Source organism: Motilimonas pumila (assembly GCF_003596335.1).
GTDB classification, from domain to species: domain Bacteria; phylum Pseudomonadota; class Gammaproteobacteria; order Enterobacterales; family CBDFNC01; genus Motilimonas; species Motilimonas pumila.
This window is the reverse complement of sequence record NZ_QZCH01000046.1, coordinates 1-15,991: the sequence shown is the minus strand read 5'-3', so window position 1 is coordinate 15,991 and position 15,991 is coordinate 1. Positions and strand designations below refer to the sequence as shown.

Here is a 15,991-nt window from a genome sequence, read left to right as displayed (position 1 = left end):
TGAAAGAAAATCAGCGGTCTGAAATGTGAACAGCATGAGCCTTTGTCGCACTGAAAACTATTTGATCAACAACGCCGTTTCATCATAGTGCGCGTTGATTATGCCGCGCAGGTGCTCTTGATGGATCACTAAGTCATCCAGAGCAATGATGTCTATTAATTCCGTGTTGGCGCGTTGTGCAAAACTGGCGTCCTCGTCTAGAACATAAGCAAAACCGCCGGTCATGCCTGCGCCAAAATTAACGCCAACGTGACCAAGTACAGTGACAATACCGCCTGTCATGTATTCACAACCGTTGTCACCCATCCCCTCTACGACAGCATGGGCTCCAGAGTTACGCACCGCAAAGCGTTCACCGGCTCGGCCTGCTGCGTATAGCTGGCCGCCCGTTGCACCGTATAAACAGGTATTGCCGATAATGGATGCATGGTGTGATTTGAACGCGACGCCTGGGTGAGGGTGTACCACTATCTTGCCACCCGCCATGCCTTTGCCGACATAATCGTTGGCATCGCCAGTGAGGTATAATTCCAGCCCGCCAGCGTTCCATACCCCAAAGCTTTGCCCTGCGGTACCGGTTAAATGGACTTTTAGAGGATCGGCAGCCATGCCTTGGTTACCATGTTGCTTCGCAATCAACCCAGACAGCATCGCGCCCACAGAACGGTCGGTATTTTTGATGGTGTCATTGAGCACAGCGCCGGTTTTGTTTTCAATAGCTTGGTTTAACTCGCTTGCTAAGCGACGGTTAAGTTCACCTTTATCAAATGGCGGATTGGCTTCGGTGCAATGCAGTGCCAGCCCTGCTTTGGGTTTGGCTTGATATAATATATCGGCCAAGTCAAGACGGCTGTGCTTTTGGCTTTGTCCCGGGCTTACACTGAGTAAGTCGGTACGACCGATTAAGTCGGTTAGTTGCTTCACGCCAAGTTGAGCCATTAGCTGACGCGCCTCTTCGGTGATGAACTTAAAGTAGTTCATCGCCATTTCTGGTAGGCCGTGATAATGGTTTTTTCGCAACGTTTCATCTTGCGTAGCCACACCTGTGGCACAGTTGTTTAGGTGACAAATACGCAGGTACTTACAGCCAAGGGCCACCATAGGGCCGGTGCCAAAGCCAAAGCTTTCGGCGCCTAAAATAGCCGCTTTGATAATGTCTAGGCCCGTTTTTAGGCCGCCATCAACTTGCAGTCGGACCTTGTGGCGTAATCCATTGGCGACTAACGCTTGGTGAGTTTCTGCCAGGCCAAGCTCCCAGGGACTGCCGGCATATTTTACCGATGTTAGCGGACTTGCTCCGGTACCGCCATCGTAACCTGAGATGGTAATCAGGTCGGCATAAGCTTTGGCGACCCCCGTCGCTATGGTGCCAACACCCGGCTCTGACACCAGTTTGACGGAAACTAAGCAGCTTGGATTAATTTCCTTGATGTCAAAAATCAACTGCGCCAAGTCTTCTATCGAGTAAATGTCGTGGTGCGGAGGCGGCGAAATTAAGGTGACGCCAGGCACTGAATAGCGCAGTTTGGCAATTTGCGTGGTGACCTTATGACCGGGCAGTTGACCGCCTTCGCCGGGTTTTGCGCCTTGAGCGACTTTGATTTGAATGACTTCTGCATTCATCAAGTAGTGCGGGGTCACGCCAAAGCGGCCAGAGGCGATTTGCTTAATTTTAGACAAGCGTAAATCGTTAAAACGCGCCGGGTCTTCGCCGCCTTCTCCCGAATTAGAGCGACCACCTAAGCTGTTCATAGCTATGGCTAATGCTTCATGTGCTTCAGGGCCTAGCGCGCCAATAGACATCGCCGCTGAATCAAACCTTTGATACAAAGACTCAGGGGCTTCCACCTCTGCCAACTGAATGCCATTTTGCGGCGTGTTTAGCACCAGTAAGTCTCGCAAGCTCGATACAGGGCGTTGGTTGACTAAGTCGGCAAAGACTTGATAATCGTTATAGTCGCCTGATTTAACGGCCACTTGTAAACTCGTGACAACGTCTGGGTTATAGGCATGGTACTCGCCGTCGTGAACGTATTTTAACAGTCCACCTTGTTCAAGAGGTTTACGCTTGATCCATGCCAGTTTATTTAGGCGTTGAATGTCTTGCTCAAAATCGTGATAGGTAGCCCCGGCAATGCGAGAGGCGACACCATTAAAACACTGTGTTACTACCTGCTCACTGATTCCTATGGCTTCAAATAAACCGGAGCAACGATAGCTGGCAATGGTCGAAATACCCATTTTCGACATGATTTTGTAAAGGCCTTTATTGATGCCTTTTTGAAAGTTAGCCATGGCATCGCGCAGCGGCAAATCAATGGTGCCATTATCGACTTGTTGAGCAAGGGTTTCATAGGCTAGGTAAGGGTATATCGCGGTGGCACCAAAACCCAGCAAGACGGCAAATTGGTGTGGGTCACGACAGCTGGCTGTTTTGACAATGATGTTGGTGTCACAACGTAGATGGTTGTTGACTAAGGTTTGCTGAATCGCACCTACTGCCATCGCAGCAGGAATAGGCAATTGCTCGGCAGTGACGTTAAAATCTGATAGCACCAACATAACGGCGCCGTTAGCGGCTTGTTGCTGGGCTTGTAGGCAGATCCTGTCAATGGCCTGCGCTAAACCTTCTTCTACGCTAAAGGTAATGTCAATTTCGCTGTGTTGATAATGCTCAGGGTCGAGTTCTAGCAGCTGCTTTAAGTCGCTATACAAGAGTACCGGTGAGTCAAACATGACGCGGTTAGCATGGCCCGTTGTCTCATTAAAAACGTTCTGCTCCTGACCAATGCAGGTAGCCAAGCTCATAACATGGTTTTCACGCAATGGGTCAATCGGTGGGTTGGTGACTTGCGCAAATTTCTGCCTAAAATAATCGTACAAGGCGCGTGGTCGTTGAGATAACACCGCCATCGGCGTGTCATCGCCCATCGAGCCCGTCGCTTCTTGGCCTTGTTCGCCTAAAATGCGAATCACTTGCTCCAGTTCTTCTGAACTATAGCCAAAAAGTTTTTGGTAACTTTTTAACGCTTGCTCGTCCATTTTCCTGGCGCCAATAGCGTCATCAGCAATCTCGCTAAACGGGGTTAAACGTTTGCTGTTTGCGGCTAACCAATCGCTGTACGGGTGTCGATTTTTGAGGTCTTGGTCTATTTCAAATGAGGTCCAGAGTTTGCCCGTTTTGGTATCGATGACAAACAGCTCTCCCGGGCCTACGCGACCTTTCTCAACGACTTCATCGGCCTGGTAATCCCAAATACCTATTTCAGAAGCAAGGGTAATAAAGTTATCTTTGGTGATCACATAGCGGGCAGGGCGCAGGCCATTTCTGTCTAAACCGCAACCGGCAAAACGGCCATCAGTCATGACGATCCCGGCGGGTCCGTCCCATGGCTCCATGTGCATAGAGTTAAAGTCGTAAAAAGCTTTTAAATCGCTGTCCATGGCCGGGTGTTTTTGCCATGCGGGTGGCACGACTAAGCGAAAAGCACGGAATAAATCCATCCCGCCTGCTAGGAAGAGTTCCACCATGTTGTCAAACGAAGACGAGTCCGAGCCAGACGTATTCACAAAAGGTGCGGCATCTTGCATGTCAGGCAAAAGGGGAGAGTTAAATTTATACGACCGGGCTTTTGCCCATTGCCGATTACCCTCGATGGTATTGATTTCGCCGTTGTGGGCCAGTAATCGAAAGGGCTGAGCCAGTGGCCAACGCGGCGAGGTATTGGTCGAAAAGCGCTGGTGGAACAAGCAAATTGCTGACTCCATGCGAATATCGGCTAAATCCAAATAGAATTTAGGCAAGTCTTCTGGCATCACCAAGCCTTTATAAATCGTCACTTGGTTAGACAGGCAGGCAATGTAAAAGTCTTCGTCTTGCTCGCTAATTTGCTTTTCAATACGTCGACGCACTATGTATAAACGGCGTTGTAAGTCTGCGGCGCGCCAACCTGTCGGCGCATTCACAAACAGCTGCTCAATTTGCGGCAAGCTGGCTTTGGCTATTTCGCCAAGAATATTGGCATCGACTGGCACTGTGCGCCAGCCCACTAAATCTAAGGTTTCTTTGGCAAGTTCTTTTGCAATCAGCGTTTTAGCGGCTTCAGCTTTGACCGGATCTTGACTCAGAAAAACCGTGCCCACCGCGTAATTACGGCCTAACGTCCAATGGTTCTCGGCGGCGATAGCACGGAAAAAACCGTCCGGTTTTTGCATTAACAGGCCACAACCGTCACCGGTTTTCCCATCTGCTGCGATACCACCTCGGTGCTTCATGCGATCTAACGCTGAGATTGCCACCCGCACTAATTTATGGCTAGCAGCGCCTTCAGTGTGCGCGATCAGGCCAAAGCCACAGTTATCACGCTCTTGGGATGGATGATAAAGAGACATCTTGTTGCTCCATGAAAAATGCCTAGCTAGCGTAGCTGGCAATTGAATTTGCTTAGCATATAAGTTGGCGAGAAACTAACCAGAAATGAGCTTGGAGTCAATTTTTGTTTACATATTACGGTGAATTTTAACTTCTTCGTCTCATTTGTAATAAATAGTTAATTGCCTCTTGGCTTTAATGGGGCTATCGCGACAGCTTTATTGCTAAGTAGCTGTTTTTTATAAGTCTGATGATTAGAGTATAAAAGAAGAGGATTGTTTCAGAAATGTTGCAATACTTGTCGACTTCGAAGACGCTTTTTGACCATAGAATTGATTTTGAGCAGGTTATCGTCATACGCTATCAGGTAGCATGGGCGCCCCTAAATGAGAGCCTGTCCAGTTTTATGCAATTAGATCACTTCGTAAACTCCCTTGGCCGAGACTTAAAAGCGCGCTACGGTGAGCGAGTGAAAAAGCTCACCATACATGGCAATTTCACCTGCCCAAATCGAGATGGCACATTAGGCAAAGGTGGGTGCACCTTTTGTAACGTGGCGTCGTTTGCGGACGAGACGCAAGCGCAGCAAAGCGTAGCGACGCAATTGGCCTTAAAATCAGCCGAAATTAAGGTGAAAACGGCAAAGTATTTAGCGTATTTTCAAGCTTACACCAGTACTTATGGCGAGCTGATGCAACTTGATAGCTTATATCAGCAGGCTTTAGCTTATCGGGGCATTGTTGGTTTGTGCGTAGGAACTCGGCCTGATTGTGTGTCGGACCAAGTACTGGCCTTGTTGGCAAGTTACCAGCAGCAAGGTAAAGAGGTCTGGTTAGAATTAGGTTTGCAAACCAGTAACGACAAGACCTTAAAGCGGATTAACCGCGGTCACGGTTGGCATGAATATCAAGTGATTTGCGAAAAAGCACGGGCGTTGGGCATCAAGGTATGCACTCACTTAATTATTGGCTTACCCGGTGAAGGCATGGTTGATTACCAGCGAACCATTGAGCAAGTGGTAGACTTAGGGGTTGATGGCTTAAAGTTACACCCTTTGCATATAGTGACTGGCTCCACCATGGCCAAATCGTATCAAGCAGGTCGCTTGACGGCGATAAGTTTAGAGCAGTACGTTGAGGCCGCTGTAATGATGATTCGCCACACCCCCAAAGATGTGGTGTTCCATCGCGTTTCTGCTACAGCGCGCAAACCAACCTTGATTGCGCCTGATTGGTGTGAGGATCGCTGGCTTGGCATGATAGCGGTCGCTAAAGCGTTATCTGAATATGGTGCCCAGGGCAGCGCTCTGGCTCCTAAGTGGCATTACTTGGCAGCTTAAGAAAGGGGGATAAAGCTGTCTTATAAGTCTTTTTGGCTAATTAAATGTGCGTTTGAAGTCATGTTTTAATGATTTTGGCTGGTAGCCAAGCATATAAAGCCATAACCTTAGACTCACCGCCGACAGTATCAAGGAAGTTCAGGCTATGTTGTCAAACTTGTGTGTTGCCTTATTGCTGTGCCTTACTGCTTGTGCGTCTGCGTTCGCAAGTGGCAACGCTGGGCTGCTGGAAACGGAAAAACCGGTCAAGCTCAACGTGATGCTACCGGCAGAAATGGCGCCTTATCACTTTTATCAGCAGCAAAGCCACGAAGGCTTGCTAGTGGACTATTGGCGCTTGTGGGGTGAACGCAGCGACATTTCGGTAGTGTTTAATCAACATGACATTAGTCAGCGCGACGTGGCGCTGGTGTGGACTCGGCTTAATCCTCGCGCTGGGGACATTGCGTTACCTATTTTATCTTTGCAATTACACCTTTATTACGCCTCTTCTGACGGGGACATGATTACCCAACAAATTTCACAGCAGCAGCCAGTGAAAGTGGGTTACGTGGTGGGCAAGGGCGTACTACCCGCGTTTTTACACCAAGGTAAACAAGACCTGTCGCATATTCAGTTGGTACCTGTTCATTCTACTTTAGGGCTCTTATGGCAGCTATACCAAGGGGAAATAGATGCCTTGTTAATGGCGCATTCTGCCTATAAGTCTGGCATTAACTTGGTTTTACTTGATGTCGTTTTAGCTCATCACCAATTGCTCAATGTTAATATGTTTGCGCAAGTTGACGCCAGCCATGGTGAATTGGTGGATTGGTTAAGCTGGGGCAATAACCTCATTGGCTGGGAAGATAAAGCTGACCTGATGGATCTTTGGGTACTGTCTGAAGATCTATTGTGGTGGCTATTAGCCTTGGTATTGTTCACTTATTTAGTGCTGCGAGCCATTGTTGTCAACATAATGCGAGCGATGCGGCGTAAACCTTTGTCGCTCGATGATTGTGCTTTTCCAAGCTTTAACATTTCTTATGACGGCAAATACTTGCTCAGTTATAACCAGTCTTTCATTGCTCATAAGTTGGCGCCGATAGGCCTGCTGCCGGGCAGGCAAGCTTTGCCTGATCATCTATTAGTGCTCACTAGCATCATGGCGGCAGGGCAAGAGGATGGGAAAATTAGCCAGCAAATGCTGTCGATGAAAAATGTCGCAGGACATCAAAATTCGTATTTGCTCAATGCTAAACGGCGCGGTAAAGGGAAGCGTAAGCATTGGTTCTGCCAGTTGTGTGAGTTAAAAACGGAAGTGGATTTTCGGCCATCTGACAGCCACCGCCAAATGTTACTGGCTATGTTGCAGTCCCATATTACGCCGGCGTGTATTAAAGACAAGCAAGGCGTAATTTTAGCCGCTAACGCTGCGTGGGCAGGTCAGTTTGGTCTAAAGGTGAAAGACGTGATCGGTAAAAAAGACGCTGATTTGTTTTCCAAACACGAGTTTGCCTTGATTAAACCCATTGAACAAAGTGTGTGGCTGGGCAAAGCGGTTGAGCAATCCGAGTTTTTCATTGTGCCTTTGACCGACGAGCGCGGTGTGAAGTACGCCATTATGTCGGTGAAATACGGCGAGCAGCAGATGCCTTTGTCACAGCATCAGAAACTCTCGTGGCAATTTTGGCTTGATGGTTGCGAAGATATTTTTTCATTGTACCCAGATCCTATCGCCTTGGTGGATAAATCAGGCCTTTGTTTAGTGGTCAATGATGCATTTGCAGAAGTCATGGTGCAATCAAGCTCAGAGCAAATTCGTGGTAAGCATATTCGAGAATTTCTGGCGCCAGATAAAGTTGAGTGGAATATCAATCAACATCAATCTTTGATTGAAGAAGGCCGCAGCGTTAAATACGAAGAGCTCAGCTTTTTGCCTGACGGTCGCAAAGTGTGGTTTGAAGTGGCGAAAAGCCCCTATTCTTTACCCAATAATACCGGCGTTGGCATTTTAATGCTGGCGCGCGACATCAGTGAGCGTAAGCAAACCGAGCAACAGCTGGCCGACGCCGTTGCCAAATTAGAAGACTTGAGCTTTGTTGATGGTCTTACCCAGGTAGCTAACCGCCGCTGCTTTGACGATAAGCTGCAGTACTTCTGGAAAAGCTGTGTCCGCGAGGCGCAGCCGTTGGCTGTTGTGTTAATGGATATCGATTACTTTAAACCGTACAACGATAATTATGGTCATCAGCAAGGGGATGATACCTTGGTACAAGTAGCCCAAGCTATCGCGCTAAGCTCGAAGCGAGCTACCGACTTAGTGGCCCGCTATGGCGGAGAAGAGTTTGTGATGCTACTGCCGGATACCGACAAACGGGGTGCCCTGATGATCGCTGAAACGGTAAGAGAAAAGATTGAAGGGCTGGGCATTGCCCACGCACATTCTCAAGTGGCCAAAGTGGTCACCATGAGTTTAGGCGTGGTTAGCGTAGTGCCTCAAGTGGGGCAAGACCCGATGAAATTGGTGCAACTAGCAGATAAGGCTTTGTATCAAGCAAAAGAAAGTGGCCGAAACCAAGCTCAGTTTTATCGCCCTCGCTAACGCAGGGTAGATTGAGTACACCGGCAAGCAGGGATGAAGTCGGTATAAATATTGATGCCAGTAGAATGAACTTCGGGAAGGAAAATGACGATGCAGCCAGCGTGGCGCTGACTGCTAAACGGCCATAATTGCCGCGAGAAACTAAGGCTGATAACCGCCGGCGACGCCTTTGGTGGTAACGGCAACCGCGTCATGGGCGTGCAAACTTTCGTAGTGGTTTACTCGCACCCAGAAATCATCAAATGCGGTAGCTGAGCTTAAACTGTGCTGTAGTCGGCGCGCTGCATCTTCACAGAACATCAAGTTTTGACCATTTAAGCGGGCAAACTCTTGTTCATCTTCGCGTTTTACCGCCGCTTGAACAGGCGTTTGCAATGCGCCTTCAATCGCGTCAATTAAACCAATAATGGGTAAGTTTGGATTTGCAGCAGCCAGTTTTACCTTAACCTGAGCGTTACTGCGCTGGCTATGGGGCGTGGCAACTATGCCTTGAGTGGTGCCAAGCCATTGTTTCACTTCTTCTGCACTTACCGCTTCTTGCGTAAATTGCTCGCTAAATGCTTGTTGAATCAGTTGCCTTGCTAATGCCGCGGAGCAAGGGCAAGTTGATGAATAAGGCACGTTGACCTCGAGCTCGAGATTAAACTGGTCATCCACTTGTTTAGCGCTTAACACGACTTGATAGGCTTTCCAGCCTTTCTTGCCGCTGATCAATGACTTTCGTCTGAGGTTGTAATCAAACGCTAATTTGATAAACGCTTGGTTACTTAAATCTTCATGGCTACTAAGGAAGTCAGCAAGCAGTTGCTTTAAGCTTTCTAAGGTTACTTCACCTTCAATCGATAATTGATCGAGCAGTAAATACAAGCGCGACATATGTATGCCTTTCGCTTTAGGATCTTTAAGGTTAACAAAGGCTTCTGCTTTAGCACTGACTTGAATCGCTGCCTGTGCATCACTTGATACCATCAATGGGAGCTCAATTTGGCTCATTCCAACCCAATCTAACATTCCTTCTTTTTGAGCAGAGGCACTGTTAGCGATATCTGGCATTGATAGTGACATAGTAAGGTATTACTCCTGGGACAACGATTAAAGGCGGCATAGTTTACCACCACCACAGTAAAAAGTGCGCAATTTTTCTTGCTACTTATACCTGTTTTAACTGCGGCAGCATATGCCCATTTTGGCTGTTGCTAATGAATGTTTACGCCAGCCATAAGGGGGCATTATAAACTTGTGAAGCGAGATTAAAAACCATAAAAAAGCAAGGTTTTCTCTGCGAGCCTCGTTTATCATTAATCTGTCCCAAAAGGAGTAATTATGAAGAAAATGAAAGCTTGGTCGCAGTTCTACGTGTCGTTTTTGACCCGTCTGGGTATTTTTAAATTCAGTCTGCTGATGGCCACTTGTTTGATTTTGTTAGCCCTGTTTGTACAAATAGTGGTGACTTTATCTTTGTCGGGGGAAGTCGAAAACATTGACTTGATCCGCTCCGTTTTCTTTGGCCTATTAATTGCGCCTTGGGCGATTTACTTCTTTTCAGCCATCGTTGACCAACTTGAAGTGGCACGCAAAAAGTCTGCCCGCATGGTGCGCAAATTACAGCAAATGCGCGAGCGTGATTTAGAGCGAACCCAAGAACTCACCAATACCATTAATCAGATGCATTTAGAGTTTGCCGAGAGACAAAAAGCCGAGCGCCAACGTATGGCGGTGATGGCCGAACTGGAAAGTGAAATTAAGCAGCGTGAAGCGACACAAAAAACCCTCGAAGGACGCACCGCATTATTGCGATCCTTTATCGATAGCTCTCCTGATTTAGTCTATTACCGCAACGAAGACGGCTATTTCTCAGGTTGTAACAAGGCGGTAGAACAGCTTACCGGCAAGCAGGAGTCGGAGTTGATAGGCTTGACGCCACACGATGTCTACAGCTCAGACGTGGCCGCCAAAGTAGTCGAAACGGACAAAGAAGTATTTCAATCAAATGAACCGCTGACTTACGAGCAGTGGTTGCAATACCCAAATGGCAAGCAAGCCTATTTTGAGCTCAGTAAGGTGCCGTTTTTTAACCATAAAGGGCAAAGGCTTGGCTTATTGGGATTTGGCCGTGATATTACAGAACGAAAGAAATACGAAGAAAAACTGGAGAAAGCCAGCCGCGATAAAACCACGTTTATTTCCACCATTAGTCATGAGCTTAGAACACCGCTCAATGGCATCGTTGGTCTGAGCCGCATCTTACTTGACGACACCTTAACCGAGCAGCAGCGTAAATACCTTAAAACCATTCACGTCAGCGCCACCACTTTAGGAAATATTTTTAACGATATTATCGACCTCGATAAAATCGACAGAAAGCGCTTAGACATCGTTAATAAACCACTGAACTTTATCGATTTTGTCTCTGACTTAGAAAGCTTGGCGTATTTGCAAGCGCAGCAAAAAAATCTCGCGCTGCAGTTTGAACGCACCTCTGAGCTGCCTGAGTTTATCGAAGCTGATGGAACTCGCTTGCGCCAAGTTTTGTGGAATTTAATTGGTAATGCCGTGAAATTTACCGAACAAGGGCTGGTAGAAGTGAGCGTGTCGGCGCAGCAAACTTGCGAGCAACATGTAAAAGTGACCTTTGTGGTGAAAGATTCGGGCATAGGTATTCCAGCCGATCAGCTCAAAAAAATCTTTCGCATGTATTATCAGGTAGAAGGCAATATGCACGCTACTGGCACAGGTATTGGGTTGGCAGTGTCCAATAAGCTGATAAAAGCCATGGGCGGCGATATTGCCGTGAGCAGTGAAGTTGAACAAGGCTCCACTTTCACCGTTAACTTAGAGGTGGCGATTCCATCGCAGCTTAATCAAATGAGCGAACTGGTAAATAGTCAGCCTAATTTAGACATCTTATTGGTTGAGGACGTAGAGTTAAATGTCACTGTGGCCAAGGCTTTACTTGAAAAATTGGGCCATAAAGTTTCTGTTGCGATGACGGGACAAGCTGCCATAGATATGGTGGCAGAGCATGACTACCAGCTAGTATTGCTGGATATTCAATTGCCGGACATTAATGGCTTTGACGTCGTCGCAACCTTGCGTGAGCAATACGGCGACAGCTTATGCCCTGTGGTGGCGTTAACAGCCAACGTGATCAAAGATCCGAGTGAGTACTTTGAGCGAGGCATGGATGATGCTATCAGTAAACCGCTGAGCATGGAGGCTGTCACTACTATGGTAGGAGACTTATTCTTGGCGCAGCCTGTTAGCTTGCCTGAGAAGGTAATCACCGAGCAAGACGCGAATGAAATTCTTGATACGCCAATGCTGACGCAGTTTATGGAAGCCGTAGATAAAAACACCTTACTGACCAGCATTGAGCTTTTTGAAAATATCATGCCGGATTATGTAGCAAGCTTACAAGGGTACCTTGATGCACGCTCGCAAGAAGATATTGTCAGTGAAGCCCACAAAATTAAAGGGGCGGCGGGATCAGTAGGGTTAAAGCGCGTCAGAGAAATTGCGCAGTTGGCACAGTCTCCTGATTTGCCAAACTGGTGGGACAATATTGATAACTGGGTGGAGCAATTAAAAACCGAGTACCCACAAGACTTAACAACCCTTTATGACTGGGTCGATAAGCAATAGAGCGCCAATCCGTTGGCTACATATTGTTAATAAAATGATCTTTTTTCTTCGACGATAACGGTATCTGGCATACCTATTGTGCCTATGGCGTCAGCTGTGCCTATTACCGTTTCTAATGTCGAAGGAGAGGATTCATCTTTTTTAGCGAGGTTTGCTCCCATTGCCATGTAATTTTGACACTCTTGCTCTGAGAGGCTGAACGTATTGCCGTTAACCCGTTTTTTAATTTCGGTAAAACTTAAGTTTGCATTTTTAGAGTCGGCAATTTGAGTGTTATACCCAAATTGTTCGCATAATTTGTAGTCTTCTAATGAAGAAATATCATTACTTGATACTTGATACTTGATACTTGATTTGAAGAGCAGCCTGCAAGTAAAAGTGCCGTAGCTGTTATGGGGTAAAGGATTTTTTTCATTTATGAACCTTTTTAGTAGTTAAGATTTAGCTTTTTCGAGATGAATCTTAACTCTCCTATTATATTTTTTGTTACCATTTTGCGCCAGATTGTTTTTTTATATAAATATACTCTATCTTGTTGTTTTTAATATCTTCAGCCATATTTAATGGGTGAGCATTGCTCACGAACACTGATACATTTTTCGACACGGATAGTTGGTTATTTGTCGCTCATTCAAAATTAGCCTTGACGGTAAAGCGAGTCTTATTTTTGCCAGTAAGTTATTGATAAGTTGTCGCTAATCCCTAAGGTTTTTGATGTGGCTGGATGTGGTGAGCCATTGCTGTGTCTCAAGCATGGAGATAGGTCATGAAACGGACTTTTAAATTAACCGCCTTGGCAGCCAGTTTACTGTGGGCTCATCAAAGCTTTGCTGCAACTGACTGTAGCAGCTTGGCACAATGGCGCAGCGACAGTTCCTACAGTGGTGGAACCCAAGTGAAACAAAACAACTCAGCCTATCAAGCTAACTGGTGGAGCCGAGGCAATTCACCGGCTGAGTTCTCAGGGCCATGGCAAGAGTGGTCTTACGTTGACGATTGTTTGGGTGAACCGTTTAATCGTGAACCTCAAGTGAATATTTTATCCCCTTTGAACAACAGTCAGTTTACTCAAGCTGACGCTTTAACTTTTGCCGCCCAAGCCACTGACAGCGATGGCGTCATCAGCGAGGTCGAATTTAAATTGGGGCAACAGATATTAGCAACGCTGACCTCTGCGCCTTATCAAATTCCTTGGGTTGCCGAGCTTGGCCAATATACATTGACGGTGACCGCCACGGATGACCTGGGTGCCAGCAGCACTGAAGACGTTGCTTTTACGGTGAGTCAGGCTACTACTAATCAGCCCCCGAGCATTTCCTTAACCAGCCCGAGTGTGGAAGATGCGACGCCATATCAAGCCGGCGATAACATCACTTTAAGTGCAAATGCGACTGACGCTGATGGCAGCGTGGCACAGGTCGATTTTTACGTAAACGACAGCTTAGTGGCCAGTGATGCAAATGCTCCATTTGAACAAAGCTACGTATTAGAAGCAGGGCAACAAACATTTAAAGCCAAAGCAACCGATGACGAGCAAGCGAGTACTTTTAGTGCCAGCGTGAGTTTGACCATTGAGACGCCTAATAGTGGCGGATGCAATGGAGTAGCTCAGTACCAGTCAGGCTCTAACTACCTAGCAGGGCAATTGATACAAAACCAAAATCGCAAGTTTGAGTGCCAGATTGCTGGCTGGTGTTCATCTAGCGCTGAATGGGCATATGCGCCTGGACAAGGTCAGCATTGGCAAGATGCATGGCAAGATCTGGGCGTTTGCAGCGCACCTCCAGCCATAACCATTGCTGCCCCGAGTGAAAATGCAGTATTACTTGCTGGCATGACACAAACCTTTGCCGCTGATGCCAGTGATGACGACGGCAGCATTACGCAAGTGGAGTTTCAAGCGGTACATGGCATGCGAGTGATCGATGGCATTGAATATGCGGGGGGCACAGAAGTACTTGGTGTGGATACCACGTCGCCCTATGCCATTGATTGGGTGATTGCAGGAGTGGGGGAGGTGAAACTACAAGCCGTTGCCACGGATAATGAAGGCAATCAAACCACTGCGACTCAATTAGTGAATGTGAGTGATCAAGCTTTGGTGGTCAACATCACGAGTCCTGCTGTTGGCGCGCGCTTTGCTGTGGGTAAAAATATATTACTTGAAGCCCAGGCCAACGCGCTCAGCGGTGACGTGCAACAGGTTAACTTTCTGATAAATGGCACTGTCGTGGCGACAGATACAAGCGCGCCATATAGCGCTAATTGGCAAACTGGGGCGGCAGGCAGTTATAACCTGACCGCACAAGTAGTAGACACTCAAGGAAATAGTCAGATCTCGGCGAGTCAAAACATAGCTGTATTGGCGCAAGTGGCTAAAACGCATAAGCTCATTGGCTATTGGCACAATTTTGTTAATGGTGCAGGTTGTCCGATGCGTCTGGCTGACATGTCTGAGCGCTGGGACGTGATTGATATCGCTTTTGCTGAAAATGATCGCAGCAGTAACGGAACAGTGCAGTTCAACCTGTTTGAGCGCGATATTCGAAGCACTTGTCCGGCGTTAGATCCTGCCGTATTTAAGCAAGATATGGCTGACTTACAGGCTAAAGGTAAGGTATTTGTCTTATCGCTAGGAGGCGCTGAAGGCACCATCACGTTAAACACGGATAACGATGAAGCTAACTTTGTCAGCAGTTTAACCGCGATAATCAAAGAGTGGGGCTTCGACGGTCTCGACATTGATTTAGAAAGTGGCTCTAATTTACTTCATGGCTCGCAAATACAAGCGCGTTTACCCCGGGCTTTGCGTCAAATTGAGGCAAACATAGGCGGTGACATGTACCTGACGATGGCACCAGAGCACCCTTATGTTCATGGTGGCATGGTGGCTTACTCAGGCATATGGGGGGCATATATTCCAGTGATTGATGCACTGAGGGATACCTTAGATTTACTGCATGTACAGTTATATAACAATGGTGGTTTAACCAACCCCTATACTCCCGGAGCAGCGCCTGAAGGCTCGGTAGATATGATGGTTGCTGCATCTAAAATGCTTGTGGAAGGCTTTGAGTTAGCGGACGGCTCTCGTTTTGCACCGCTGCGCGGCGATCAAGTGGCGATAGGTTTACCTTCTGGCCCAAGCTCTGCAAACTCTGGCCAATCCACGCCTGCTAATATCAGCGCCGCACTCGACTGCCTGACATTAGGCACTCAATGCGGACAAATTAAACCAGCATTTAACTACCCGAATTTCGGTGGTGTAATGACTTGGTCGATTAATTGGGACCAGCATGACGGCTTTAACTTTTCCGGCCCCGTTGGCGATAAGTTGGATGCCATGAATCAGCGCTAGATAAAACGCCAGAAAAGCCTTGAAAAAAGGCACCGTAGGTGCCTTTTTATTGGAGAAATTAAAGTCCAATCAATTTATGTCGCGATAATCTAATAAGCATTTACTCATACTTTTAAACCGCAACAGGTTGTCTTACAAACACTACAAGCTTCAAAAAAATACAAAAATAGCTTGATGCAAGTTAACCTTATCATTAAGGTTTCACTTAAATTTTACTTTTTGTAATACGATAGTCCCTCCCCGATACCCTCTCTGCTCTCGCATTGAAGGTAAATGCCAGTGAAGGCTTTTTTGGTAAGGAATACCCATGTTGTTGTCTTTGTTACAATCTTCTTCGACTAAACGTCGCCAGCTCGGCGCTGCTATTTCTGAGTATATACCGGTAATTGGTTTAGTCGTTATCGTGGCTATTGTGGCCTTTGAGATATTTGGCAGTACTGTACGTGAGCAAGGAGGGGATATTGCCAGTGAGATGGGAGGCGTCCCATCTCCTTTTGATGAAAGTGGGCCGCAAGGGGGTTACCAGCAAGGCGGACAAACGGGCTCTTCATCAGGGGGCAGTCACAGTGGCGGCAATAATAACTCAAGCAGTGGGAGCGGAAGTCAAGTTGAGCCCCCCGAAAACCCTTGGCAAGACGGCGTGCATGCAGGTGACATTAACCCTGGGAATAATGGCTCAGGTGGAGGTGACGGCGA

At 47.2% G+C, this 15,991-nt stretch carries 6 protein-coding genes and 1 pseudogene; 5 read left to right on the top strand and 2 right to left on the bottom strand.

The annotated features are described in order from the left end of the window. Positions 1 to 75: 75 nt before the first annotated feature. Positions 76 to 4,392, bottom strand: a pseudogene (gene gltB / locus D1Z90_RS19560) (glutamate synthase large subunit); the annotation flags it as partial. A gap of 386 nt (positions 4,393 to 4,778) precedes the next feature. Here gltB and mnmL point away from each other — a divergent pair. Continuing rightward, the gene (gene mnmL, locus D1Z90_RS19555) at positions 4,779 to 5,711 is read left to right on the top strand and encodes a tRNA modification radical SAM protein MnmL/YtqA (RefSeq protein WP_119912480.1); all 933 of its coding nucleotides are present in this window, start codon (positions 4,779 to 4,781) and stop codon (positions 5,709 to 5,711) included. Positions 5,712 to 5,856: 145 nt separating this feature from the next. Further along, complete coding sequence (locus tag D1Z90_RS19550; protein ID WP_119912478.1) at positions 5,857 to 8,295, top strand: transporter substrate-binding domain-containing diguanylate cyclase; 2,439 nt, start codon at positions 5,857 to 5,859, stop codon at positions 8,293 to 8,295. 141 nt (positions 8,296 to 8,436) lie between these two features. On the opposite strand, the gene folE2 is transcribed toward D1Z90_RS19550, so the two are convergent. Further along, complete coding sequence (folE2, locus tag D1Z90_RS19545; RefSeq protein WP_119912477.1) at positions 8,437 to 9,360, bottom strand: GTP cyclohydrolase FolE2; 924 nt, start codon at positions 9,358 to 9,360, stop codon at positions 8,437 to 8,439. A gap of 258 nt (positions 9,361 to 9,618) precedes the next feature. On the opposite strand from folE2, the gene arcB reads away from it, so the two are divergent. The 3 genes from arcB to D1Z90_RS19530 all read left to right on the top strand — a co-directional run. Next, positions 9,619 to 11,937: an aerobic respiration two-component sensor histidine kinase ArcB gene (gene arcB, locus D1Z90_RS19540; protein ID WP_119912476.1), complete on the top strand. Its 2,319-nt coding sequence runs from the start codon at positions 9,619 to 9,621 to the stop codon at positions 11,935 to 11,937. Between the two features lie 766 nt (positions 11,938 to 12,703). Next, entirely contained in the window at positions 12,704 to 15,295 is a 2,592-nt protein-coding gene (locus D1Z90_RS19535; RefSeq protein WP_119912475.1) for an Ig-like domain-containing protein, read from the top strand. Positions 15,296 to 15,602: 307 nt separating this feature from the next. Beyond that, positions 15,603 to 15,991 (top strand): hypothetical protein (locus D1Z90_RS19530; protein ID WP_119912474.1); only part of this gene is annotated, 389 nt, incomplete at its 3' end.